Source organism: Paenibacillus sp. JNUCC 35 (genome assembly GCF_058269095.1).
In genome coordinates this window covers 4,876,209-4,901,121 of the sequence record NZ_CM177771.1, presented here as the reverse complement: position 1 = coordinate 4,901,121, position 24,913 = coordinate 4,876,209, and the positions used below count along the sequence as shown (strand labels likewise).

The following is a 24,913-nucleotide window of genomic DNA, read 5'->3' as shown; positions in this document are numbered from 1 at the left end:
TGAAATGATTCGGTTTGCGTATTTCGGACAAGAGGATTACGACCAGCTTATCGAATGGAGCGGAGACGAGGCTTTTCTGCTTCAATGGGCGGGGCCTCAGTTTAAGTACCCTCTAACCGCATCGCAGCTGGAGACTTACATGGAAGGGGTCAACGATCTTGAACAATCCGGCCGTCTCGTATATAAGGTCATAGATTCGGAGACCGACCTGACGATAGGGCATCTTTCGATCGGAAATATCGACCGGCATAACCGCTCCGCAAGGATCGGCAAGGTGCTCGTGGGCCATACGGCCCGGCGGGGCCGAGGAACCGGACAAGCGATGATCCGCGAGGCGCTCCGGATCGGATTTGAAGAGCTCCGCCTGCATAAAATGACGCTCGGCGTTTTCGACTTTAACGAAGCGGCAATTCGCTGCTACGAGAAGGCAGGCTTCGTGAGAGAAGGCCTCATTCGGGACTCCAAACGGATGGGAGACAACTATTGGAATTTGATTGAAATGGGCATTTTGGAGAGCGAATGGCACGGACGCGGCCGGTAAAAACACCGGACTACAGACACCGGTATACAAGCCTAGTCGGATAGGCGGACAGATAGAGCAGAGGGGGAGAAGGCAGTGGAAGACATCCTGCGCGCAGCGAAGAAGGTGGCCATCCAAGCCGCTTTACAAGCCGGGCAAGAAGCGAAGAACCGGTTTGAGAATATTAACAGCATTCTGGAAAAGGACGATTTCGGCGATGTTGTAACGGAGGTGGATCACCTCGCGGAGGAAATTATTTTGACCCACATCGCGAAAAGCTTTCCCGATCACTGCGTGGACAGCGAAGAGATCGGGCACAACGGCAAGCAGAGCGACTGGATGTGGATCGTGGACCCGCTCGACGGGACGAACAATTACGCGATAGGTCTTCCGCTTTTCGCCACGTCTATCACGCTGATGTATCAGGGAAATCCCGTGCTGGCCGTAATTTACGAACCGATGGTGGACAGGCTGTTCCTCAGCGCGGCGGACAAAGGGGCCTTCTGCAACAATATCCGCATTCAGACCAAACCTTGCCCGTCCATTCAGCGCGGCACGATCGGCTGGATACAGGGGCACAAGGTCCAGAACGAGGCGCGTGCCGTTAAGCTCCGCCATCATCTGGACGTCCGGTTCAAACGGATGATGAGGGTGTGGGCGCCGACTCTCCAGTGGTGCATGCTCGCCAAGGGAGACCTGGACGGCATCGTTCTCTACAACTCAGAGGGGACCGACCTGTATTCGGGTATCCTGATGGTACAGGAGGCGGGCGGACTCGTCATGGATTTTGAAGGCAAGCCGTTCAGAGGAATGAGCCCGGAGCCTTACCTCATTGCCTGCCACCCGGCGCATAAGGAGCATTTTTTGAAAACGGTGGCCGAAGGGCTGGGCTGATCGGTTCAAGCACCCGCAGCCGGCGATCCTGCTCGTACACGATTTTCCCCAAAAACCAAACGAAGGCGGGCTGCAGATGAAGCATAAAATCATGATGGTAACCGGGGCCAACTCTGGCATGGGTCTCGCCACAACGATTGCGTTGGCCCGGCAGGGGGCGAAGGTCGTTATGGTATGCCGCAGCGAAGAGCGGGGGCAGAGCGCTCTTCGGGAAGCGATAGCGGCCAGCGGCTCCGGAGACATCGAGCTGATGCAGTGCGACCTTGGTTCGCTCCGGAGCATCCGGTCTTTTGCCGCGGATTTCAAGAGCCGCTACGATCGTCTGGACGTGCTGATCAACAATGCCGGCGTCGTATCGCTGAAGAGAGAGACCACTTCCGACGGTTTCGAAGTTATGATGGGCGTCAACCATCTGGGCCATTTTCTGCTGACGAATCTGCTGCTGGGGCCGCTGAAGCGGGCGGAGCAAGGCCGGATCGTCGTCGTCTCCTCCGGTGCGCATAAAATCGGCAAAATCCGCTGGGAAGACCCATATCTGACGAAGGGGTATACGGTATGGACCGGATACGCGCAGTCCAAGCTGGCGAACATTCTGTTCGCCAAGGAGCTCGCCGCCCGGCTGAAAGGGACCGCCGTTACGGTGAACGCCCTGCACCCGGGAGCCGTCGGCACCCAGATCGGCGTGGACCGGAATACGGGCTTCGGCAAATCGGTGCTCGCTATGCTGCGGCCGTTCTTCCTGACACCCGCCCAGGGGGCGGAAACGGCGGTTTACCTGGCTGCCAGCGATAACGTGTCGTGCGCCACGGGCGAATATTTTTACCGGAAGAAGATTGCGCTGGTGTCCGCACGGGCTAAAGACAAAGAGCTTGCCGCGATGTTCTGGGATTGGAGCGTGCGGGAAGTGGGACTGCAGCCTTCGGAAACGGAGTGATGCGGACGGAAACGGATTAACCGGGATAAAAGCAAATTAGCGGCGGTAATGAGATAGACGGGTCCTATTTAATAGAACCGGCTTGATAAAGCGGCCAGGGAGCGGATGCTTCCGGAGCCGTTTTTTTGCGTGGACGAAAGCCGAAGCCGGGTATCGTCTGACGGATTTGCGAGATTAGAATTCATTTTTGCACAAAGGAGCCACCACGAATTGAACTGTCTTTGGTTTATTGTCCATGGGTATAATCAAATTGAACAAAGAATCACACTAAACGGCAAAGGAGGTGATGCCGTATTCTGGACGAACGCAGTACCCGGATTTTGACGCTGCTGCAGCAGGCAGCCGATTATGTATCTCTGGAAGAACTGATGCAGAAGCTCGGCATCTCCAGACGAACCGTTTATTACGATATGGAAAAAATCAACGACTGGCTGAAAACGATTCATCTTCCGCCGGTCGAATATGTCCGGGCGGCCGGCTACTATTTGCCGGATGAAAGCCGCAAGGGCATTCCGCAGCTGGCCGGACAGCTTCCGGTCCAGCAGTACTACTTATCTCCACGGGAGCGGCTGGCTTGGCTGGCCGTCCATCTGTTATCGCCGGCGGACGGATCGCTTTTCGTCCATCACTTGACGGATCTCCTGCAAGTCAGCCGGGGAACCGTGCTGAAGGATTTGAACATCGTCCGGCCGGAACTGGAATCCCTGAAGCTTAAGGTCGCTTACGACCGCAAGCAGGGCTACCGGGTCCGAGGGGAAGAGAGCGACAAGCGGAAGGCGCTCACGTACTACTTCGGGCAGATTTTCGGAAGCGTGGGCTGGGAGCAGGCGCTCAGCCGGAGCGAAGACCCGGGCAGTCTTGACCCGGTGCTGGACCTATTCCCTCCGATGAAGCCGGATCACCTGAAGCGGGTTTACCGGCTCATCGCCGACAGCGAACGCACACTCGGCGTGGAATTAACGGACGAGATGGTGTTTAACCTGACCACTCGCTTCCTGCTCTATACGCACCGAATCCAGAACAAGCAGCTCATCTCGATCGACGAAGATGAGCGGAGCGTGCTCGGGCGCATGCCGGAATACGAGGCCGCCGCCCGCATTGCGGAGGGCCTCGGCGATCTGTTCGACGCAGCCATACCGGACGAGGAAATCGCGTACTTTACGATGCACCTGCTCGGGGCGCGCGTCAACCGGATGGAGCAGCTGACCGGCTCCGAGGAAGTGATCGACAAGCTCCGCGATGCGGCCAGGGAAATGACCGACGCCTTCCAGCGTCACGCCTGCGTGTTTCTGCCGAACCGGGAAGCGATGGAAGAGAACCTGCTCGTTCATCTGAAACCGGCGTATTACCGGATTCTGTACGGGCTGGGGCTCGATAACCCGCTCCTCGGCAACATCCGCTCCAAGTACGGGGAAGTGTTCGAGCTGACGCGGCGCTCCGCGGCACCGTTCGAGGAGCTTGTCGGACGCAGGCTCGACGATAACGAGATCGGCTACCTCGCCATGCATTTCGGCGGCTGGCTGCGGAGGGAAAACACGGAGCCGGTACAGAGGCGCCAGGCCGCCATCGTCTGCGTCAACGGCATTTCCGCTTCGCGGATGCTGAAATCCCAGCTCGAAGATTTGTTTTCGGCGGTGGACATTACGGCCATTCTCTCGCTGAGGGATTACGAAGCGTTTGAAGAGGAAAGCGTCGATTTTATTTTCTCGACGGTCCCGCTTCCGGACAGCAGCGTCCCCGTGTTCGTCGTGAATCCGATCCTCAGCGACAAGGACAAGGAGCATCTGCTGAACCAGATCAACACGGTCGTCGGCCGCAAGTCCCGGGCCCAGGCCAGCTCGGTTCAGGCTCTGCTCGACATTGTCCGCAAATACGCGAAGGTGACGGATGAAACGGGGCTCGCGGAGGAACTGAACCGCTACATGTCCGTCGGGAAAACGTGGCTGAGCGAAGCCCGCAAGCCGTCGCTGGCCGACCTGCTCACCGGAACGATGATCCGGGTGGAGCAAGAGGCCGCCGACTGGCGCTCCGCCATCCGCGAGGCGGCCCTGCCTCTTCTCGAGGACGGGCGCATCGAGGAGGCCTACATCGGGGCGATGATCGCCAAGGTAGAGGCGCTGGGCCCCTACATCGTCGTGGCTCCGGGCATCGCCATCGCGCACGGCAAGCCGCAGGAAGGAGTGAAGAGGCTGGGAATCAGCCTGCTGCGGCTTGCGAAGCCCGTAGCCTTCTCCGAAGAAGCCCGCCATCAAGTACAGGTGATCCTGGTGCTGGCGGCGATCGACGGAGAATCGCATCTCAAAGCGTTGTCGGAGCTGACGCTCCTGCTCAGAGAACAAGACAGCCTGACCCGGCTGAAGGACGCCGGGACCAAAGAACAGATATTACAGCAGATACAAGAAGGTCCCCGCAGTTAGACTACCGGATTTGGGAGAGATGAGAGATGAAATTTTTAGAACCGTCCTTAATTGCACTTGATGTCGAAGCCGAGACGGCGGAAGAAGCGATCCGCCTGGCGGGAGGACTGCTGGCCGACGCGGGAGCCGCGGAAGCGCGCTATGCCGAAGCCATGGTGGACTCCTATCGGGACAGAGGCCCGTACTTCGTTCTGGCGCCGCATATCGCTCTGCCGCACGCCCGTGCGGAAGACGGAGTGAAAGAAGCGTCCGTCTCGCTGCTCCGGCTGAAGAAACCGGTCGTATTCGGCCACGCGGCCAACGATCCCGTTCAGCTCGTATTCGCACTGGGCGGGTCCACCAGCTCCGAGCATATCGCCATGCTGCGCAAGCTGACGATTTTGCTGAGCAACCCGGCCAACGTGGAAGCGTTCAAGCAGGCAGCCGATGTAGATACTATCCAACAACTTATTAGGGGGAACGAACAATGAAAATTTTATGCGTCTGCGGTCTTGGACAAGGAACCAGCCTGATTTTGAGAATGAATGTGGAGAACGTGCTGAGCGGATTGGGCGTAAGCGCCGATGTGGAGCATACCGACGTATCCACGGCGTCCGGCACGGCGGCGGAGTACATCATTACGAGCAATGAATTGGCACAGAGCCTGCAAGGGCACGCGGCCAAGATCGTGATCGTCAATAACTATTTTGACAATGACGAAATCAAACAAAAACTGGAAGAAGTACTGTAACCCATTAAGGAGGGGTCTTTATGGACGTGCTTTTTTGGATCGCCACCAATATTTTCGGAACACCGGCCATTCTGCTCGGGTTCATCGTTCTGGTCGGCCTTTTGCTCCAGAAGAAATCGACGAGCCAGCTCGTAAGCGGTACCTTTAAAGCCATTATCGGTTTTCTCGTAATCGGTGCAGGTGCGGACGTCATCGTAAAAGCGCTGAACGTCTTCGAGCCGATGTGGAAAGAGGTCTTCGGGCTGGAAGCCGGATCGCTCGGTACGTTTATGGGGCAGGAGGCGTTTAACACCAAATTCGGAAGCGCCGTCACGCTGGCGATGCTCGTCGGCTTCCTGATCAACGTCGCGCTGGCCCGTTTTACCCGGTTCAAATTCATTTACCTGACCGGACATATGATGTTCTGGACTTCAACGATTTTCGCAGGCGTGATCGTGCATGCCGCAAGCGATATCGCCATTTGGAAGCTTGTGCTGATGGTTGCCGTCGTGCTCGGTCTGTACTGGACGTTCCAGCCGGCTCTCGTTCAGCCGTTCCTGCGCAAAGTAACGGGCAACGATAACATCGCCCTCGGTCACACATCCGCCTCGGTTGCCCTGCTGGCAGCCCTGTTCGGTAAACTATTCGGCAACAAAAACAACGATTCCGAAAAAATCAAAGTGCCGAAAGGCTTTGAGTTCCTCCGGGATTCCAACGTTATCACGGCACTCAGCATGGGAATTCTGTTCCTGATCGGCTCCATTATCCTTTCGACGAAAGGAACGCCTGCCGCCGTCGAACTGATGGCGAAATCGGGCGACCAGAACTTTATTATCTATTCCATTATCCAATCGTTTACGTTCGCGGGCGGTATCGCCATCGTTCTGATGGGGGTCCGGATGTTTGTCGGCGAACTGGTTCCGGCTTTCAACGGGATCGCTACAAAACTCGTACCCGGCGCCAAGCCGGCACTCGATGCGCCGGTTGTGTATCCGTACGCGCCGAATGCGGTCGTACTCGGCTTCCTGGGAGCTTTTGCGGGCGCGATTATCTGGCTGCTTGTGCTGGGGAACACCGTTTCCTACATCTTCGTACCTACGATGATCGTCCTGTTCTTCCACGGGGCTACGGCCGGCGTGTTCGGGAACTCGACGGGCGGCGTCCGCGGGGCCGTGATCGGCGGATTCATCACTGCCACGATCGTAGCCTGGGGACAATTCCTCATGGTCCGCTTCTTTATCTCATCGACAGTTCCGGATACGGCCATGTGGGCAGCAGACTCCGATATGTTCATCATCGGTCCGATTCTGAACTTCCTGGCTAAACTGTTCTTTTAACAACGAATGAGCGGGTGAATGCCCGAGGGCAACAAGACGGTGACAGCGCTAAGCTCCGCCGTCTTCCTTTTCAGAAAAAGAGTGGAGGAGACACGTTATGAGCTATATCCGCACCTTACATGGAGACATCGCCAAAGAGGATCTGGGCTTTACGTATTCCCACGAACATATTGTATGCCGTCCGGCCTTCTGGCAGGAACGGGGAGAGGACGATCTGCTGCTGGACGATAAAGAGAAATCCAAGCGGGACGTTCTTGATTTCAAAAAGCACGGCGGACGCGCGATCGTGGATGCGACGGCGGTCGATTACGGCCGGGACGTCCAGGCGGTACAGGAAATTGCCCTGGAAACCGGCATTCGGATTGTGGGCACGGCGGGTTTCAACAAAAGCTTCCTGTGGGATGCCAAAATCAAAGAAGAGCTGAAGCCGCTCACCGGCGATTATGAAACCTATACCCAATGGATCGAAGCGAAAAGCATCAACGAGCTGGCCGATTTCGTCATCCGTGAGGTAGAAGAAGGGCTCGAAGGCACGCCTTTCAAAGCCGGCCAAGTCAAATTCGGGACGGGCTACAACCGCATTACGCCCCTGGAAGAGAAAACACTCCGCGCGGTAGCGCGCGCTCACCACGAGACGAAAGCTCCCGTGCACTCCCATACGGAAGTCGGCACCATGGCGCTGGAGCAGATCGAGCTCCTGAAAAGCGAGGGCGTGGACCTGTCGTACCTCAGCCTGGGCCATATGGACCGCAACCCGGACCCTTACTACCACGAGCAGATCGCGGCAACCGGCGCTTACATGAGCTTTGACGGTATCGGCAAAATCAAGTACGCTCCCGAAAGCACGCGGATCGCGCTGATTCTCAATCTCGTAAGCAAGGGCTACGAGGATCAGATTCTGATCAGCGGAGATACCGCCCGCAAAACGTATTATAAGCATTACGACCACGGTCTCGGCCTGGAGTACATCATTGCGAAGTGGGTGCCGCGCTTTGTGGACGAAGCGAACCGCAACGGGTTCGACGGGCAGAAGCTGATCGAGAAATTTTTCGTGAAAAATCCGGCCAACTGCTTCTCATTCAAAAAGTAAGGAGGCGCGCACGATGAAGTTCGAGCACGAAAACTCGTACGAGGTGCAGGATAAAATCCGACAATTCCGGGCGGCGATCTTGCCTATCGGAGCCGTGGAAGCGCACGGCCCCCACCTGCCGCTCGGCACCGATAATCTGCTTGCCGAACGGCTGGCGGATAAACTGGCGGCCCGCACGGACAGCTTCGTGCTTCCGGTCCTGCCTTACGGCCAGGTGTGGAGCCTGCGGAATTTTCCGGGCAGCATCAACGTCTCCAACGAGGCGCTGATCCGGCTGCTGGCGGACATCGGAGAGAGCCTGTACCAGCAGGGCTTCCGTATTTTCGCCATGGTCAACGGCCATTTGGGCAATGCGGTCGCGCTTAAGGAAGCCGCCAGAGTTTTATACGAGCGGGTGCCGGAGCTGAAAGTGTTCTATTTCTTTTATCCGGGCACGAAAGAGATCACCGTTCAGGTGAGGGAGTCTTCGGCGGCCCACGGCACCTATATGCATGCCGACGAAATCGAGACTTCCTACATGCTTTATCTGGCCGGCGAGTACGTGGACATGAGCCAAGCCATAGACGGAGCGCCCCGCATATCAGCGGAAGCGGACTGCACGCCGACGCCATGGGAGGAAATCACGTCCTCCGCCGTTCTCGGCGACGCCACGCTGGCTACCCGGGAGAAGGGCGAGAAGATTATCGAACGCAGCCTGGACGTGATGGCCGAGATGCTTCTGCGGGCCAAGCAGGCGTTGGAAGACGGGGAACATCAGGATTCAACAGACTGACAACGGGGTGAGAGCTATGATGATGAATACGTATTTTGATGTGATCGGCGAGCTGCTGAACAAAGTTCGGACCGAACAGGCCGGACCGATTCGCGAAGCGGCCGAGAAAGTGGCGGCCTGCATTCAGGACGGCGGCATTATTCATTTGTTCGGCTGCGGCCATTCGCATATTTTGACCGAGGAAGTATTCTATCGGGCAGGCGGGCTTGTCCCGATTCGTCCGATCTTCGTCGAGAAACTGATGCTGCATGAAGGCGCGGTGCGCTCGTCGGAGCTGGAGAGACAGAACAATCTGGCGGTCGATTTCATGAAGGAGCAGGATATCCGCAAGGACGAAGTCGTATTTGTCCTGTCCACTTCGGGCCGCAATCCGGTTCCGGTCGATGTCGCCCTGATGGCGAAGGAGAAAGGCGCCGTTACCGTCGGGATTACTTCCCTGGAATATTCCATGAGCCAGCCGTCGCGGCATACCAGCGGCAAGCATCTGGCCGAGGCGGTGGATCTTGTGATCGACAACTTCTCGGTCAAAGGAGATGCCGTGCTGAATCATCCGGGCTTGCAAGTCCCTTTCACACCCAGCTCGACCGTGATCGGAGCTGCGATCTTGAACGCCGTTTTTGCCGAGTCCATTGAAATCATGATCGAAAACGGCTTTAACCCGCCGGTGTTCCTGAGCGGCAACATCGACGGTTCCGACGCGCACAACCAGGCGCTGATCCAAACGTACAAAGAGCGGATCGCCCTGCTGGCGTAACCTGTCTTAACAGAGAAAAACAACCTCAAATCAAACAGAAGGTTGTATCCGGCTCAGATCCGGTAAATGTGTGGAGTTACAGAGAGATAAGCAGACCAGAGAGCGGAATTTTACAATCAACCCCAAAAAACGTTAACCGGGAAATATCGCCGAAAGACGACTTGCAGAACTTAAGCGGATAGCTGTCGGGAGAAACCATACATCCCTATCCTTTTTTTGCGGTCTTTATCCGGCGGTGAACGGGTGAGGAGGAACGACATGTTCGCACAAACAGTAACGATACAGAACGCGCAGGGTTTTCATGTCCGTCCGGCTCAGCTTTTTGCTGAAACAGCCGGCCAGTTTGGAGCAGAGGTGCACCTGAAGTCCGGAGACGGACGCACGGCGGATTGCAAAAGCATGCTGGAGCTGATGACGCTCGGCATTGAAAAGGGAGCTGTCGTGACGATCGAAGCGAACGGCGACGGAGAGAAGGAAGCCGTTGAAGCGCTGGCGCAGCTTGTCGAAAGCAAGTTCGGTGAAGCCTAATGAAGGGGCTGCATATTCAGGGAATCGGCGTTTCGGAAGGAATCCGCATCGCGCAGGCATTCGTTTACCGCGCAGCGAACGGGAATGTTGGCGGAGCGTCTGCCGAATGGAAGCCTATTGCGGCTGATCCGGCAGTTATCGAGGCTGAGCTTGCCAAGCTTAAAGAAGCCAAAGCCCGCTGCGCGAGCGAATTGGAACAGCTCACGGAGAAGGCGAAGGAAACCGTCGGTGAAGAGCAGGCCGGTATTTTGGCGGGCCAGCGGAAGCTGCTCGACGATCCGGCCTTCTATCCGAAGATGGAAGCCCGGGTCCGGGAAAAGCTGGAGCCGGCTCCGCAGGCCGTCTCCGAAATCGTAAGTCAGGTCGCCTCCTGGTTCGAGGGCATGACCAACGATTACATGAAAGAGCGTGCCGCCGATATCCGCGATATCGGAAGCCGCCTCTTGGCCTGCCTGTCGCCCGAAGAGAGAGCCGGTCTTGAGGGAATCACCGGCGAGGTGATCCTTGTGGCGGACGATCTTACGCCGTCCGACACCGTGCAGCTCGACCCGGCCAAGGTCGTCGGCTTTATCACCCGCACGGGCGGGGCGACCTCCCACACCGCCATTCTGGCGCGGTCGCTCGGCATCGCCGCCATCGTCGGCGCAGGCGATGCCGTGGACGGCATTGACGACGGGGACACCCTCGTCGTCGACGGAGCCGCCGGGCTGTGCATCGCCCGGCCGGGAGAAGCCGAAGCGGAGCAGTACCGGCTCCGTATGGGGCAGGATCTCGAGCGCCGCAAGTCGCTCGAGGCGTACGCGGCCCGTCCCGCGGTAACCGCGGACGGTACGCGCGTGGAGCTCGCGGCGAACATCGGAACCGCCGCGGAAGCCGGGGCCGCCGCCGCACAGGGAGCGGACGGCGTGGGGCTGTACCGCACGGAGTTCCTGTTCATGAATTCCCCGTCTATGCCGGGGGAGGAAGAACAGTACCGTGCCTATCTGGAAGCGGCCCAGCTTATGGAGGGCCGCCCCGTGATCATCCGCACGATGGATATCGGCGGGGATAAGGAGCTTCCGTATCTGCAGCTGCCGAAGGAAGTGAACCCCTTCCTCGGTTACCGGGCGATACGGATCGGTCTCAGCCGCAAGGAGCTGCTGCTCACGCAGCTGCGGGCGGTTCTGCGGGCCAGCGCCTTCAGCAAGGTGAAGGTGATGTTCCCGATGATCTCCGGCCTGCAGGAATGGCGGCAGGCCAAAGAAATCCTGGCGGAAGCGCAGGCGGAGCTGAGACAGGAGGGCGTCCCGTTCGACGAGGGCATGGAAGTCGGCATCATGGTCGAGATTCCTTCCACGGCCGTGATGGCGGGCCAGTTCGCCCGGGAAGTGGATTTCTTCAGCATCGGGACGAACGACCTCGTCCAGTATACGCTGGCCGTGGACCGGATGAACGAGCACGTGGCGTACTTGTACGACTATTTCCATCCGGCCGTTCTCCAGCTGATCCGCACCGTGATCGAAGCTTCGCACTCGGCCGGTAAGTGGACCGGCATGTGCGGCGGTATGGCGGGCGATCCGCTGGCCGCGCCGCTTCTGCTCGGACTCGGACTGGACGAGTGGAGCATGGAGGCGGGCCGTCTCAGCCAGCTGAAGGAAGTACTCGCCGGACTGGACCGTCAGGAGTGCCGCGAGCTTGCGGAGCGGGTGCTGCTTCTGGATACGCCTCAGGCGGTGCGTGAGGCGCTTGAGGAGTTCCGCCGGGCTAAAGCTGTTTAAATCCTGTTGGCTAAGTGATTGGAAAACTGACGCTGATGCGAAGATTGAAGCTGATGTCAGGTTTAGTGCGGGAGCGGCTGCTTGCTTGTGTCACCGATGAAGCGGAATTCCGCTTCGGGGGTTTCAAATTAAGCCTGAGCCTCTGATCAAGATTCAGATACAGGCCGCTCTCCGACAGAGATCGGCAAATCAAATCAACCCGGTTCCGTATAGAGCGGAACCGGGTTGTTCGGTTTTATCATCCGGCAAGGGAGGGCACAGTCTGCGTCAGACTTCCTTCCTGCACGGCTGCTCGATAAGCGGGGCGGCTGACGCCTTACACACTGCGTTTGCAGCTCCCCGCGTGCGGCGGGCGTCGCATGGAGGCGGCCGCCGACAGCAGCTAAGCCTGCTGTGCTTCCTGTGCGAGGAGGACGGAACGGGAGCGTCCCTCACTCGGAACCTTTGTCCGCCTTTATCCCTCCCGGTGCGCCGGACAATACAGCTTCATCAGACGGACGGTTTCCTCGTCCAGTTCTTTCCCGCGGTTTTCGAGTCCGGTCACGACGGCCTCGCGCTTGGCGCCTTTCATGTTCTGCCCGAACTTGAACTTGGCGGACAGGTCGTCCACGTCGATGCGGATGACGGCGACGCCGCGGATTTGGCTGACGTAGCCCGGGTTTTCCAGGGAGAAAGGTTCATAACCTCCTTCGGGCTGAAGCTTTTCCATGAAGACGCCGAGCGCCTTCGCTTTTTCCTCCAAATCTTCCACGAGGACGGCCTTGCCTTTTATCACGACGGACTTAAAGAAGGCTGTCGCCGGACAGGCGTACACGGGCTCCGTAAAATAAGAAGGAATGAGCGCGTACTCCTTGGCTATGGCGAAAGTGACGAGAGGATTTCGACCCAGGTCCGAAATTTTTTCGCCGACTTTGCTTCCGTGGGCATAAATCGCGCCGTCCGCGTATACAAAATTAAGAGCTTTTAAATTCGGGTACCCGTCTTCGCCGGTCGTTCCCAGAATCCCGAATGTCATTTCGTTCATAAACTGCTCGATTTCCTGCCAGTCTTCCACGCCGAATTCTTTTCTTCTCAAATTCTCCACCCCTATGGTTGCCTGGTTGCGGCTGTTTTTTTCATCTTAGCGGGACGGTTGACTTTTCTAAAGAGCCACTTTACGCTATTTTTAGTGGACCAGTTGTGCAGCCGATCGCAAGCAAAAGGATAGGGTGTGGGTTTCACTGTATGATGTACGCGCGTTCAAATTGCTGTAAAACAATTTTTTAAGCAGTTATGTATTCACATGCAGCTTCCAAACAAAAGGCATGCGCCGGACAGGGGCTTCACCCTATCGGCTAACCGAAACCAACCAGACATAATGGAGGTATTTTCTTATGTTAAAAGTCGCTCTGCTCAGTTTCTGGCACGTTCACGCCCTGGATTACGAGAAAGACGCCAACCAGCATCCGGGCACTCAGGTTACCGCGATCTGGGATGAAGACCCGGCCAGAGGCCGTAAAGAAGCGGAAAACCGGGGAATTCCATTTTACGAAAACCTGGATGAGCTGCTTGCCGACGATGAAATCGACGGCATTATCGTGACGACCCCGACTCATCTTCACCGGGACGTTATGGTGGCGGCGGCCAAAGCGGGCAAGCATATCTTCACGGAAAAAGTCGTTGCCGCCACGAACAAAGAGTGCGACGAGATTATGGACGCGGTCCGCGAAGCGGGAGTAGCCATGACGGTTTCGCTGCCGAGATTGAACGCTCCGTATACCTTGGCGATTCAGGACATTCTCGAACAGGGAGTCCTCGGAAAACTGACGCTGGTCCGCACAAGACTGTCCCATAACGGCGGATTGAGCCGTGAAGAAGGGGGCGGCTGGCTTCCCGAGCGTTTCTTCGACGAATCCGCTGCGCAGGGGGGCGCCATGATCGACCTCGGCTGTCATCCGATGTACCTGACCCGCTTATTCCTGGGTATGCCGGAAAGCCTGACAGCGAATTACGGCAGCGTGACGGGACGCCCAGCGGAAGATAACGCGGTAAGCGTACTGCGTTACCCGAGCGGCGCCCTGGGCATCGTGGAAGCGGGCTTTGTGAACAGCCATTCCCCGTTCGTGATCGAGATTCACGGCACGCAGGGCAGCCTGCTGTACTCCCAGCACGACGACAAGCTCCTGCTCCGTACGCGGTCGCAGGAAGGGGAGGAGTGGCAGACGGTGACGGATCTCCCGCAGGCGAAGCCCTCGGCTTTCGAGCAGTGGGTGACGCATATCGAGTCCGGGACCCGGGCGGAGGAAAACCTGCTGCTGGCAGCGGACCTTACCCGTCTGATGGAAGCGTCCAACGCTTCGGCAGCGAGCGGCTGCGCCGTTAAGCTTTAAGAGAAGAGAATGGAGGCCCGCCCTCATGCGACGCTGCACTGCGCGCCGGAACTGCATGCGGTGCTGTAAATGGTGTGCAGGCTGCCGACGGACGTTTTGGCAGCGCCACCGCATGCCTTCGGGAGAACTTGCGGGCGCTTTCCCGGCGCCTCTCGTTGCTGATCATTTTTTTCCGGCATCGCGCTGTATAAAGACAGAAAAGAAGCCAGTTAACCGGCTTCTTTTTTTTGTGGTTTTCTGTGAGATTCGGCTACCATTAGCGTACCTTGTACCTTGTACCTTGTACCTTGTACCTTGTACCTTGTACCTTGTCCGGCTGCTTGTCCCGTCAACCGAAAGCGCAGTGATCCCGGACCGCCCCTGTATCCGTCGGCTCTACGATTTTCTAGGACAGCCCGCTAGTCCGCCGCCCCGTCCGCCGTCGCTGTTACCGCCCCGGCTTCAACTGCATTGCTCTTCAACTGACGCTCGATACCGGCCCGGTCGATCTGGATCCAGTATTCGGCGATTTTGCCGTTCTCCACCCGGTACACCGCGCTCGCCAGCTCGATAACGGGCAGGCCGGTCGGCAGATAGCCGTCGACTTCACCGATGTGCGTTCCCGTCTGCTTCCAGCGTACGTACACCCGGTCGCCGGAGCCCAGGAGTTCCTGCACTTCCAGGGTGAAGGGGCCGTAGGCATCGAGCATTTCCTGCACGTGTTCCGCATAAACTTCGGGCGTGCGCTCGACCGTCACTTCTTGCTCCGACTGGACCTGGTGGGCGAATACTTTACGGGCCATCAGCTCGGGAGTGGCCTTTAGATTTTTTCCCGACCGCACTTCATCAAAAAAACGCTTGACCACTTCTTCCGGTCTTAAAGCTGTCATGATTCTTTTCCCCGCTCTCCTTGGTTCATGTATCGGCATGTTATGTCCGCTGCCTGTTGACCGAACAATTTGTCCCTGCGTCAGTCAGGTCCATTTTGCCGCCCAGAGCTTCATTTCTTTTAAAATCTTGTGTAAATCGCGGCCTTTCGGCGTCAGTGTATATTCCACCGTAACCGGCACAGTTGCGAAGGCTTTCCGTTCGAGCACGCCCTGTTTCTCCAGATGGCGGAGAATATTCGTCAGCGCGGTAGGGCTGATCGAAGCAATGCTGCGCTGAAGCTCCCCAAAGCGTCTCGTTCCGTCGAAAAGCTCCCGGATAACAAGAAACGCCCATTTTCCGCCGATTACATCAAGTGTCTTTTCGATAGAGCATTCGATGACGCAGGGCTCCTTCGGAATATAGCTGCTTGCCGCCGGTTCCGCCGGTATTTTCCCGGATTGAGCTGTCATGAAGGCGCTTCCCCCTTTTAAAAAAATAAGTCCGCCGCAAGGCCCGAGCCCTGCTAAACAAAAGTGTAGCAGCTACAATTTTATGGGTATGATCAAAAAAAGATCACTACTGTTCATCATATAGAAAGTATTTTATGATGGCAATGGGAGGCGGCTTGTCCGCTTCGTGAAAACAGATTGGGGAGGTTTATGGAACATGCATTATCGCAGACTCGGACGGTCGGGCTTGAAGGTCAGTGAGATTAGCCTCGGAAGCTGGCTTACTTATGGAGGCTACGTCGAACGTGACAATGCGGTTCAATCGATCCGTAAAGCTTACGATTTGGGCGTTAACTTCTTCGATACCGCAAACGTTTACAAGCAGGGGGAAGCCGAGAAGGTGGTCGGCGACACTTTGAAGGAATATCCGCGCGAATCTTATGTGCTGGCGACGAAAGCTTTCTGGCCGATGGGCGAAGGACCGAACGACAGAGGCCTTTCCCGCAAGCATATCATGGAACAGGCGCATGCCAGTCTGAAAAGACTGGGAACCGATTACGTCGACATTTATTACTGCCACCGGTACGATCCCGAGACGCCGCTGGAGGAAACGCTCCGCGCCCTTGACGATCTCGTTACCCAGGGCAAAGTGCTTTACATAGGGGTAAGCGAATGGACGGCGGCTCAAATGGCGGATGCGCTCGGTCTGGCCGAGAGATACCTGCTGGATAAAATCGTCGTCAACCAGCCGGTTTACAACATGTTCAACCGGTATATCGAGAAAGACATCATCCCGCTGGGCGAGGAAAAAGGAATCGGTCAGGTCGTATTCTCGCCGCTCGCGCAAGGACTCCTGACCGGCAAATACAAGTCGGCGGATGACATCCCGGCGGACAGCCGCGCCGCCAAAGTCGAAACGATGCGCGGCGCCGTTACGGCGGAGAACATCGCGAAGGTGAAGCAGCTCGAAGGCATCGCGGCGGAGCTGGATCTTACCGTGGGACAGCTCGCCCTTGCCTGGATTCTGCGCCAGCCGAACGTAGCGAGCGCCCTCGTAGGCGCGAGCCGTCCGGAGCAGGTGGAGCAGAATGTGAAGGCTGAAGGCGTGAAGCTGACGGCGGACGTGCTGGAGCGGATCGAGGCGGTTCTCTCGGGCAGCGAAGCGGCCGGGAAGTAACCGGTTCGGGACGGAGGCAAGCCCGCCTCTTAATGACGAGCAGCTTGGCAAAGACGCGGAGGAGCCGTTTGGTTCCCCGGGCCGGAATTACGCACTGCAAACGCGATCCAAGAATTGAATCGCCGGCCGGGCGTCTCTCGCCATCCTTTCGGCCTTGCCCCCATGCGCGCCTGAACTCACATATCCCCACGGTTCCTAACCTTGGGACGCCTATAAACCATGCAGGTGCACAAAAATCACCGGTTCCTGGAACCGGTGATTTTGTTTTGCCGTCCGCCTACTGCGGGGAGCGGAGGGCATTTTCCACGCGTTCCGCTTCCCGTGCGGGCTCCGCCGTCTTTCGTCCGTTAACGAAAGCACAGACGGCGCCGAGAAGCAGAGCCAGGCAGCTGATTTTAAACACGAGGCCGAACGCGGCCGTCGTATGGGTATTCACCGTCGCCTGAAGCTGGGGGAGCAGGCCCTGCAGCTCCGTTTTGTCTTTGGCGAAGGCTTCCTTCACCCGCCCGGCCGCTTCGGGGGACGCGGCTTGGAGCTGTTCCTGCTCCTTGCGGTCCCACTGGTCGAGCAGGCCCCGCATCGCCCCTGAAGCGCCTCCCGCAGCAGCAGTCCCGCGGCTTCCGGCCTGCTGCAGAGCCTCGGCAAGTCCCGCCTTGCTCTCCGCAGACAGAGAGCTGCTTGCGAGCCGTTCCGCCAGCTCCGTTTTGGCCGAAGCCATCTCGGTCCGCATGGATTGGGACAACAGAGCGACGAGAACGGCGATGCCGAGCGCGCTTCCGATCGTCCGGGCCATCGTTCCGATGCCCATGGCGATGGTCGTTTTGTCCGGCGGGGGAAGCAGAACGGTGGTTGCGGTCAAATTCGCGATCGCCATGCCGGTTCCCATCCCGGCAATCACCAGGCGCCAAATGTAATCCAGAGTCGTGGATTCCGTGGTGAGTCCCGCTAGCAGGTAGGTTCCGAGGGCCAGCAGGATCATTCCGGTGACCGAGAAAATCCGCGGGCCCAGCTTGGCGGCGCCTTTGGCGGCAACCACGGAGCAGATCATGGACGCGACGGCCAGGACGCTAATAATGAGTCCGGCGCGCAGCTCCGTCATGCCGATCACCTGCGTGAGGAAGAACGCGAGGATGAAGGTCGGGCCGGTCATGCCGATTCCGAGCAGGAACAAGCCGAGATTGCCGGAGGGAAACCGTTTGATCCTGAAAAGAGACAACGGCAGCATCGGTTCTTTTACGCGGGATTCGATCCATAGGAACAGGAGAAGGGAAACCAGAGCCGCGGCGAAAAGGGACAAAATATAAGGAGAATCCCAGCCTTTCTCGTTCGCCTGCATAAAAGCGAGCGTCAAGGCCAGCGAAGCGGCCGATACCGTCAGCATACCGCCCCAGTCGAGCTTTCGCGTAGCCGTCGGATCGTAAGATTCCGCTAGGGAGGAGGCGGCCAGAACGAGGGCCAGGACGCCGAGCGGGATATTGATGTAGAAAATCCACTGCCAGTCGAGCTGGTACGAGAGCACGCCGCCCAGGGCGGGTCCGCTTGCGGCCGCAAGGCCGGCCAAAGCGCCGGTAATGCCCATCATGACGGCTTTCTTTTCGGGAGGGAACAGGGCCAGCAGCAGGGGGGCGACCAGAGGGGTGATCAATGCCGCGCCGATCCCTTGCAGAACACGGAAAAGGATGAGGGACGTGATCGAGCCTGCCAGACCGCACAGAAGGGAGCTCAAGGTGAAGAGGAACAAGCCGGCCATAAACGCTTTTTTACGGCCGAACTGGTCGGCGAGGCGGGAAGCGGCGAGCAGAAAAACGGCGAACGACAGGCTGTATCCGTTCACGACCCAGGAAATGCCGGCGGTGTCCGCGCCGTAAAACTCGCTCATCCGGGGAAGCGCGACATTGACGATACTTGTGTCGAGAATCGCCATAAAAAAACCGAGCAGAAGAGTAACGATGGCGGGGATCTTGCGTGATTTTTGCATGAGTGGGAATCCTCCATAGATAGTATTGACTGACTGTCAATCAGTCGATGAAAAAACTATATAACATTGACTGACTGACAGTCAATAGTTAAATTTAAAAGAAAGAGCTTCCTTCTCCGATTATTTTTCAACCGAAATCGGACAGGCAGGCATAAAGGCGGTGGAGAAGTTGGCACGTGTAACGAAAAGTCCGGAGGAACGCAAACAGGAACTTTTATCCGCTGCGGAGTCGCTGTTCCGGGTGAAGGGATACGAACGCACGGCGGTTAGCGATATCGTTAAACAGGTCGGGGTCGCTCAAGGGACCTTTTATTATTATTTTAAGTCGAAAGACGAACTGGCGGATACGATGATCCGGCGTATGCTGGATGAACACATGGGGCTTATTTCGTCCATTGCGGAAGACCCGGAGCTGTCCGGGCGGGAGAAGATCATCAAGGTCATGAAAGAAGATTTCGTGAAGCGGGGAGAAAATCTGGAAAATCTGGATTATATGCATCATGAGAACAACGCGCTTCTTCATCAAAAAATGCTCGTGGAATCCGTCAAGGCTTACACGCCTTTCATTACGGGCATTATCGAGCAGGGGATCGGGGAGGGGAGCTTCCATACGAGCCATCCTCGGGAAGTGGTCGAGTTTTTTATGGTCGGTTTGTTTTTCCTCTACGACCCCGGCATTTTCGCCTGGACGGTAGAAGAAGTAGTGACGAAGCTTCAAGCCATCGGTGAAATTCTGGAAAAGCTGCTCGGAGCGGAGAAAGATTCGCTCGATATCTGGAAAGACCTTCCCGATATGCCTGCCATCATCCAGAAGGCGCTCGAAGCCGAAAAGGCATCGCGGGGAGGAAGCTCCCCGTCCTAATCTGTGTCCGGGACGTGTGTCTCGGACACGGGCAACAGTAAAGAGCCGAGCGGCGGCGGATTCTCCTTGCTGAGTGCAGGGGCACAAGCCGGCATCCGTTTGTAATTCCGACGGGGAAGAGAGCTGCATGCGATCAAACGCCACAGACACTCTGATCTCCAAGGGAAGTGCCGAATGCTAGCTCCATAAACGGCATGAAGCGCATGTACATCATGCACATCATGAACATTATGTACATCGTGCACAGCATGAACATCATGCACATCATGAACATTACGTACATCGTGCACATCATGCACATCATGAACCGCATGAACATCACGATATCTCGCCCGACATAAACGGCATGAACAGCGTGAATAACCTGAATCTTCTCTGCCGTAAGCATTGCCCTGCGACCCGCAGCGCCAAAAGCCAGCCCGGAATTTTTACCGGGCTGGCTTCTTGTTTGCCGGGACAACCGGCGGATTATTCTTCGAACAATTTGGCGAGATTTTCCGCAAAAGGCGCGCGGACAATCCCTTTCTCCGTAATGATCGCCGTCACATATTCGTTCGGCGTCACGTCGAAAGCGGGATTATACACCTTGACGCCCTGCGGGGCGGTACGCTTGCCGAAGCCCTGCGTGATCTCTTCCTCGCCGCGCTCCTCGATCGGAATATCTTCCCCTGTCGGCGTGCTGAGGTCGATCGTGGACATCGGACACGCCACGTAGAACGGGATGCCGTGGGCTTTGGCGAGCACGGCCACGCTGTACGTGCCGATCTTGTTGGCCACGTCGCCGTTGGCGGCCACGCGGTCGGTGCCGACGATGACGGCCTGCACCCAGTCCTTCTTCATGACCGCGCCGGCCATATTGTCGCAGATCAGCGTCACGTCGACGCCCGCCTGCTGAAGCTCGAACGCCGTCAGGCGCGCGCCCTGCAGGACAGGGCGCGTCTCGTCGGCGTACACCTTCAGCGAGACGCCTTTCTCCTGCGCGAGGTAGAACGGTGCCAGCGCGGTGCCGTACTTCGCCGTCGCGAGTCCGCCGGCGTTGCAGTGCGTGAGGACGCCCATGCCGTCCTCGAAAAGCTCCAGGGCGAACTCGCCGATACGGCGGTTCGTTTCTTCATCCTCAGCCTGGATCAGGATGGCCTCGGTGAGAACCGCCTGCTTCATTTCGCCGTGCGAAATGTCCATCTCGACAAGCTTCTGCGTCAGCCGCTTGAGCCGGTCGAGCGCCCAGAACAGATTGACGGCGGTCGGGCGCGAGGTGCCGAGATAGTCCGCCTGTTTGGCGACTTCTCCCGCCAGGCGGCGCCGGTTCGCTTCGCGCGAGATCGATTCGTCTTCCTGCGCGTCGCGGATGCCGAGGAAGACCCCGTAAGCCGCCGCGATGCCGATTGCGGGCGCTCCGCGGACTTTCAGGTGGCGGATGGCTTCCCACACCTCGTGGGGCGTTTCCAGCGGCAGGTAGACGATTTCCTCCGGAAGCAGCCGCTGATCGAGAAGATCGAGCCGCTCTCCGTTCCAGCGGACGGACTGGACCCAGCCGCGCTGGCCTTCGCTTTGTACTCCGTTTTCGTTTGCAGTCATTAGCGGACTTCCTCCTTCGCGGCGGCAGCCTCGCGGGCGGCCGCAATCAGTTCGTCGATCGAGCTTGCCTGACGGCTCCGCTTGATCAGGGTCGTGCCGATCGCAAGCGCAAGCCGCTGCGCCCGTTCGCGTGCCGCGGCGTCTTCGATTCCGTCTATGTCCGCCACGTGCGAGAGGCCGTAGATCCGGCGGACCATTTTGCAGCCGGCGAATCCGATCGTCTCCTGAAGAACGCGGTTCATGTACCAGTCTTGATAGGCGGGCGTTTCGGACATCGGATCGACGGTTTCGTTGTCCCACAGGGCGCGGAATTCACGCTCGAATACCGTCCACACTTCTTTCACGGTTTCCAGCAGGTACTCCCGGTAGTATGTGCGCTCGGCCTCGCCCGCGCTCCAGCCTTCCTGGCCTGCGTAATTCAGCAGCAGATTGGCCAGCACCGCACCGATATCAAAGCCCATCGGCCCGTAGTAGGCGAATTCGGGGTCGATTACTTTCGTGGAATCTTCTTTGATGAAAATACTGCCCGTATGCAGATCGCCGTGAAGCAGAGCTTCGGCACGCGTCAGGAACGTATTGCGCAGAATGGCGACTTCCAGATGAAGTTCGCGGTCCTGCCAGATAGCATGAACGGCATCTTTCAAATGATCTTCGATGCTGTTATTTTCCGAATCTCGGTATGGATCGTCGAAAATAAGATCCTCCGTGATTTTGCACAACTCCGGATTAATGAACCGGCCGACCCGCAGTTTCTTCTCCTGCTGGTTCATTCCGAGATCCGACGAGAAAAACAGCGTGCGTGCCATAAACCGGCCGATATGCTTCGCGAAGAGCGGGTATTTGTTTTTCTCGATCAAGCCCTTGCGCATGATGACGTGGTCGCTCAAATCTTCCATAACCGTCAGCGCAAGTTCCTTCTCATACGCGAATACGTGAGGAACGAGGTCCGGGCACAGGGAACCCTGGAGCTGCAGGGCTTCGCTTTCGATCCGCGCGCGGTCCAGCGTAAGCGGCCACGATTCTCCTACGACTTTCGCGTAAGGCAGCGCCTGCTTCAGAATCAGGCTCCGTCCGGACTTTTCATCCGAGATGTGAAAAACAAGATTAAGATTGCCGTCCCCGATCTCACGGCTTGTCAGCACCGCGTCGGGCGCGAAAATGTTCGGCAGTCCTTTGGCATATGCAATCGCTTCCGCTTCCGTCAGCGCATGGTAAGTCGTAGTCATTTGGCGTTCCTCCTGAGAAAGAATTAATAAGTGGCGGCTTGTACCGGGTTGTCCGTTAATTCCGACTTAAATACTAGTATAAAGGAAAACACCCCTGCATGAAACACAATTTTTAGGGCTCCGGTCCCTGGACACGGCTTACATAAAACGACTCCGTTCGGCCTACACTACCGGAAGATATCCCACATCAGGAGGTACGTCATGTCGATTGCGATCCGTTCCGCCCACAAAGTATTGAACAAACAAGTAGCCAACTGGACAGTGCTTTACGTCAAGCTCCACAATTATCATTGGTATGTAAAAGGAGATCAATTCTTCACGCTGCACGTGAAGTTCGAGGAACTGTACAACGAAGCGGCAGGCTATGTCGATGAACTGGCCGAACGTCTGCTTTCGATCGGAGGCAAACCCGTCGCCACGCTCAAAGGGTGCCTGGAATTGTCCGGCATCGGGGAAGCCGCGGGAAGCGAGAAGCCGGATGCCATGGTTCGCGCCCTGCTGGCCGATTTTGATACGATCATAAGCGAATGCAAAACGGGCATGAAAGAAGCCCAGGAAGCCGGAGACGAAGGAACCGCCGATATGCTGCTTGGCATTACGAAGTCCCTGGAGAAGCACAGCTGGATGCTCGGTTCTTTCCTGAACGGCTGACGGAAGCGGGCGGTGTGAACTTGCTGACCGCAGCCGCAGTGATATGCCTTGCGATCCGGGCAAAATACCGATTACGGATGCCGGCCGGCGGCCTCTAACGAGGCGCGCCGGTTTTTTGCGGTTGCCTTTGCAAAAAATTTACCGTCGATTTACCGAGATTTTTGCCGGACGGGTTTGGCTTTTTGGGAAAACGCCTACTATAATAAGAGGGAGTGAGCCGAATAACGGGCAAGAGAGGTGTAAACGGTGACACATTCCCAAATGGCGTTGAAAGAATGGGCTTCGGCCGTACAGGCTTTGGAGCAGGGCGAGCAGATTCTCATCATGCGCAAAGGCGGCATTCGCGAAGAAACGCGGGATTTCCGCGTCGTTTCCGATGCTTTTTACCTGTATCCTACCTACGAGCATCAGAAGCCGCATCTCATCAAAGATTCCGCGCAGCCGAGACTTCAAGAAACGTTGGACGGCTGGAATCCGGACGACAGGCAGGTGACGATTTCCTCCTGGGCCGAATTGGTCCGCGACATCGAAATAAGCGACGGGGAGACGCTGGAGAAGCTGCAGCCTTTTCATATCTGGACCGAAACCTTTGCGGAGGAAAGATTGAAATGGAAGCGCAAGCAGCCCCTTCATGTCATGCTGCTCCGTGTGTATAAGCTGGACAAGCCGGTTACCCTGGCCGTCGATCCTTCCTATGAAGGCTGCAAGTCCTGGATCGAGCTTCACGGGGAGCTTGAGTCCGCCGGCAGAGCGCCGGTGCTGAGCGACGAAGCGTTCCGGGCGGCGGTGGACAGGGTGGAGAAAGCTCTGACGGACGGCGGGCCGGTCAACGGGGCTTAGTCTCCATGCAGCCGGCCGTGTCAATACCTTCCCATCGACTGCCGAAGCCTGAACAGGCTTCCCGCGGCCAGGACGGAGTAGGTTTAGCATGGAATGACCAGGAATGAACAGGAGTTGTTCAAACCGGATTCTTTTTGCGGCAAGCTGGTTATTCTGGAAGGAATTACATAGTTTTATTTGCCGCACAATGAAAAAGCTCATATGACGGCGATTAAAGACGATAGACCGGGGAAAATGCCCTTTCTTGATTTAAGCAGGCGGCATAGACTATGATGAAGCTATTGAGAATCATTGATAATCATATTAGAATGATTATAAAGTGAAATTCATTGAAAAGTTGGAGGGTTAATTCACTATGGCAAACGCACCCGTATTCACAATAGAGGGTCTTAAGGCACAAATCGAAGGCAAAGAGATCCTGAAAGGCTTAAGCCTTGAAGTTAAAGGCGGAGAAATCCACGCCATCATGGGACCTAACGGTACCGGTAAAAGTACGCTGGCTTCCACGATTATGGGCCACCCTAAATATGAAGTGACCGATGGCTCCATCAGCCTGGACGGCGAAGACGTGCTGGAAATGGCCGTCGACGAAAGAGCGCGCGCAGGCCTGTTCCTGGCTATGCAGTACCCGAGCGAAATCGCCGGCGTAACGAATGCCGACTTCCTCCGCAGCGCGATCAACGCGCGCCGTGAAGAAGGCAGCGAAATTTCCCTGATCAAATTTATCCGCCAGATGGAAAGCAAAATGAAAGAACTCGAAATGAATCCGGAGTTCATGCACCGTTACCTGAACGAAGGTTTCTCCGGCGGCGAGAAGAAGCGGAATGAAATTCTGCAAATGCTGATGCTCGATCCGCGCATCGTTATTCTTGACGAGATCGACTCCGGTCTCGATATCGACGCCCTTCGCATCGTCGCTACAGGCGTTAACGCTATGCGCAGCGAAGACCGCGGCTTCCTGATCATTACCCACTACCAGCGCCTGCTGGATTATGTAACACCTGACTTCGTACACGTGATGATGCAGGGCAGAATCGTCAAATCCGGCGGTCCCGAGCTGGCGCAGCGTCTGGAGAAAGACGGCTATGACTGGATTAAAGAAGAGCTGGGCATCGTCGACGAAACAGTCGGCAATGACGACGAGCAAGAATTCCAAGTTCCTATGAACACAACCGCACCGAAATATAACTAATGGCCTGGGCTATATATTAGGAGGAAATAG

General features: G+C 57.0%; 25 protein-coding genes. 19 read left to right on the top strand and 6 right to left on the bottom strand.

Annotated elements, in window-relative coordinates:
- Positions 1 to 4: 4 nt before the first annotated feature.
- The 12 genes from AC2TF6_RS22150 to ptsP all read left to right on the top strand — a co-directional run bounded on the left by AC2TF6_RS22150 (position 5) and on the right by ptsP (position 11,712).
- Positions 5 to 541 carry a GNAT family N-acetyltransferase gene (locus tag AC2TF6_RS22150; protein ID WP_491308519.1) on the top strand — a complete coding sequence of 179 codons (537 nt, stop codon included), beginning with the start codon at positions 5 to 7 and terminating at the stop codon, positions 539 to 541.
- A 75-nt stretch (positions 542 to 616) separates the two neighbouring features.
- Positions 617 to 1,414, top strand: coding sequence for an inositol monophosphatase family protein (locus tag AC2TF6_RS22145; RefSeq protein WP_491308518.1), 798 nt, complete (start codon positions 617 to 619; stop codon positions 1,412 to 1,414).
- Positions 1,415 to 1,490: 76 nt separating this feature from the next.
- Positions 1,491 to 2,348 carry an SDR family oxidoreductase gene (locus AC2TF6_RS22140; RefSeq protein ID WP_491308517.1) on the top strand — a complete coding sequence of 286 codons (858 nt, stop codon included), beginning with the start codon at positions 1,491 to 1,493 and terminating at the stop codon, positions 2,346 to 2,348.
- Positions 2,349 to 2,668: 320 nt separating this feature from the next.
- On the top strand, positions 2,669 to 4,765 hold the full coding sequence (locus AC2TF6_RS22135) for a BglG family transcription antiterminator (RefSeq protein WP_491308516.1): 2,097 nt from the start codon (positions 2,669 to 2,671) through the stop codon (positions 4,763 to 4,765).
- A gap of 26 nt (positions 4,766 to 4,791) precedes the next feature.
- Complete coding sequence (locus AC2TF6_RS22130; protein WP_491308515.1) at positions 4,792 to 5,235, top strand: PTS sugar transporter subunit IIA; 444 nt, start codon at positions 4,792 to 4,794, stop codon at positions 5,233 to 5,235.
- Positions 5,232 to 5,495 (top strand): PTS sugar transporter subunit IIB, encoded by a 264-nt coding sequence (locus tag AC2TF6_RS22125; protein ID WP_009671516.1) that lies wholly within the window; start codon positions 5,232 to 5,234, stop codon positions 5,493 to 5,495. The genes AC2TF6_RS22130 and AC2TF6_RS22125 overlap by 4 nt, the downstream gene beginning before the upstream one ends.
- 20 nt (positions 5,496 to 5,515) lie before the next feature.
- A complete protein-coding gene (gene ulaA / locus AC2TF6_RS22120) occupies positions 5,516 to 6,811 on the top strand; it encodes a PTS ascorbate transporter subunit IIC (protein WP_491308514.1) in 1,296 nt (431 codons plus the stop codon).
- A 97-nt stretch (positions 6,812 to 6,908) separates the two neighbouring features.
- Positions 6,909 to 7,901, top strand: a complete 993-nt coding sequence (locus AC2TF6_RS22115) for a phosphotriesterase family protein (RefSeq protein WP_491308513.1) — start codon at positions 6,909 to 6,911, stop codon at positions 7,899 to 7,901.
- 13 nt (positions 7,902 to 7,914) lie between these two features.
- Positions 7,915 to 8,673, top strand: coding sequence for a creatininase family protein (locus tag AC2TF6_RS22110; RefSeq protein WP_491308512.1), 759 nt, complete (start codon positions 7,915 to 7,917; stop codon positions 8,671 to 8,673).
- 19 nt (positions 8,674 to 8,692) lie between these two features.
- Positions 8,693 to 9,427, top strand: a complete 735-nt coding sequence (locus AC2TF6_RS22105) for an SIS domain-containing protein (protein WP_016423907.1) — start codon at positions 8,693 to 8,695, stop codon at positions 9,425 to 9,427.
- Positions 9,428 to 9,685: 258 nt separating this feature from the next.
- A complete protein-coding gene (locus AC2TF6_RS22100) occupies positions 9,686 to 9,955 on the top strand; it encodes an HPr family phosphocarrier protein (RefSeq protein ID WP_491308511.1) in 270 nt (89 codons plus the stop codon).
- Positions 9,955 to 11,712, top strand: a complete 1,758-nt coding sequence (ptsP, locus tag AC2TF6_RS22095) for a phosphoenolpyruvate--protein phosphotransferase (protein ID WP_491308510.1) — start codon at positions 9,955 to 9,957, stop codon at positions 11,710 to 11,712. The genes AC2TF6_RS22100 and ptsP overlap by 1 nt, the downstream gene beginning before the upstream one ends.
- 454 nt (positions 11,713 to 12,166) lie before the next feature.
- Here ptsP and AC2TF6_RS22090 read toward each other — a convergent pair whose 3' ends face one another.
- On the bottom strand, positions 12,167 to 12,787 hold the full coding sequence (locus AC2TF6_RS22090; RefSeq protein ID WP_491308509.1) for a pyridoxamine 5'-phosphate oxidase family protein: 621 nt from the start codon (positions 12,785 to 12,787) through the stop codon (positions 12,167 to 12,169).
- Between the two features lie 298 nt (positions 12,788 to 13,085).
- On the opposite strand from AC2TF6_RS22090, the gene AC2TF6_RS22085 reads away from it, so the two are divergent.
- Entirely contained in the window at positions 13,086 to 14,081 is a 996-nt protein-coding gene (locus AC2TF6_RS22085; RefSeq protein WP_491308508.1) for a Gfo/Idh/MocA family protein, read from the top strand.
- A gap of 398 nt (positions 14,082 to 14,479) precedes the next feature.
- Here the strand turns inward: AC2TF6_RS22085 and AC2TF6_RS22080 are convergent, their stop codons facing one another.
- Both AC2TF6_RS22080 and AC2TF6_RS22075 read right to left on the bottom strand, forming a co-directional pair.
- Entirely contained in the window at positions 14,480 to 14,950 is a 471-nt protein-coding gene (locus tag AC2TF6_RS22080; RefSeq protein WP_491308507.1) for an ester cyclase, read from the bottom strand.
- Between the two features lie 84 nt (positions 14,951 to 15,034).
- Complete coding sequence (locus AC2TF6_RS22075; RefSeq protein WP_326054444.1) at positions 15,035 to 15,400, bottom strand: winged helix-turn-helix transcriptional regulator; 366 nt, start codon at positions 15,398 to 15,400, stop codon at positions 15,035 to 15,037.
- Positions 15,401 to 15,596: 196 nt separating this feature from the next.
- Here AC2TF6_RS22075 and AC2TF6_RS22070 point away from each other — a divergent pair, with 196 nt between their 5' ends.
- Positions 15,597 to 16,556, top strand: a complete 960-nt coding sequence (locus tag AC2TF6_RS22070; RefSeq protein ID WP_491308506.1) for an aldo/keto reductase family protein — start codon at positions 15,597 to 15,599, stop codon at positions 16,554 to 16,556.
- 277 nt (positions 16,557 to 16,833) lie between these two features.
- Here the strand turns inward: AC2TF6_RS22070 and AC2TF6_RS22065 are convergent, their stop codons facing one another.
- Positions 16,834 to 18,534, bottom strand: a complete 1,701-nt coding sequence (locus AC2TF6_RS22065) for a DHA2 family efflux MFS transporter permease subunit (protein WP_491308505.1) — start codon at positions 18,532 to 18,534, stop codon at positions 16,834 to 16,836.
- 160 nt (positions 18,535 to 18,694) lie between these two features.
- Here AC2TF6_RS22065 and AC2TF6_RS22060 point away from each other — a divergent pair, with 160 nt between their 5' ends.
- Positions 18,695 to 19,396, top strand: a complete 702-nt coding sequence (locus AC2TF6_RS22060) for a TetR/AcrR family transcriptional regulator (RefSeq protein WP_491308504.1) — start codon at positions 18,695 to 18,697, stop codon at positions 19,394 to 19,396.
- A 203-nt stretch (positions 19,397 to 19,599) separates the two neighbouring features.
- Complete coding sequence (locus AC2TF6_RS22055) at positions 19,600 to 19,737, top strand: hypothetical protein (RefSeq protein WP_491308503.1); 138 nt, start codon at positions 19,600 to 19,602, stop codon at positions 19,735 to 19,737.
- A gap of 127 nt (positions 19,738 to 19,864) precedes the next feature.
- Here AC2TF6_RS22055 and mtnA read toward each other — a convergent pair whose 3' ends face one another.
- Positions 19,865 to 20,974, bottom strand: coding sequence for an S-methyl-5-thioribose-1-phosphate isomerase (gene mtnA / locus AC2TF6_RS22050; protein WP_491308502.1), 1,110 nt, complete (start codon positions 20,972 to 20,974; stop codon positions 19,865 to 19,867).
- A complete protein-coding gene (gene mtnK, locus AC2TF6_RS22045) occupies positions 20,974 to 22,200 on the bottom strand; it encodes an S-methyl-5-thioribose kinase (RefSeq protein WP_491308501.1) in 1,227 nt (408 codons plus the stop codon). The genes mtnA and mtnK overlap by 1 nt, the downstream gene beginning before the upstream one ends.
- Before the next feature lie 201 nt (positions 22,201 to 22,401).
- Here mtnK and AC2TF6_RS22040 point away from each other — a divergent pair, with 201 nt between their 5' ends.
- The 3 genes from AC2TF6_RS22040 (at position 22,402) to sufC (ending at position 24,883) form a co-directional block, all read left to right on the top strand.
- Positions 22,402 to 22,851 carry a Dps family protein gene (locus AC2TF6_RS22040; RefSeq protein WP_491308500.1) on the top strand — a complete coding sequence of 150 codons (450 nt, stop codon included), beginning with the start codon at positions 22,402 to 22,404 and terminating at the stop codon, positions 22,849 to 22,851.
- Positions 22,852 to 23,097: 246 nt separating this feature from the next.
- The gene (locus tag AC2TF6_RS22035) at positions 23,098 to 23,691 is read left to right on the top strand and encodes a DUF1802 family protein (RefSeq protein ID WP_491308499.1); all 594 of its coding nucleotides are present in this window, start codon (positions 23,098 to 23,100) and stop codon (positions 23,689 to 23,691) included.
- Positions 23,692 to 24,046: 355 nt separating this feature from the next.
- Positions 24,047 to 24,883 carry a Fe-S cluster assembly ATPase SufC gene (gene sufC / locus AC2TF6_RS22030; protein WP_042229035.1) on the top strand — a complete coding sequence of 279 codons (837 nt, stop codon included), beginning with the start codon at positions 24,047 to 24,049 and terminating at the stop codon, positions 24,881 to 24,883.
- Positions 24,884 to 24,913: the final 30 nt, after the last annotated feature.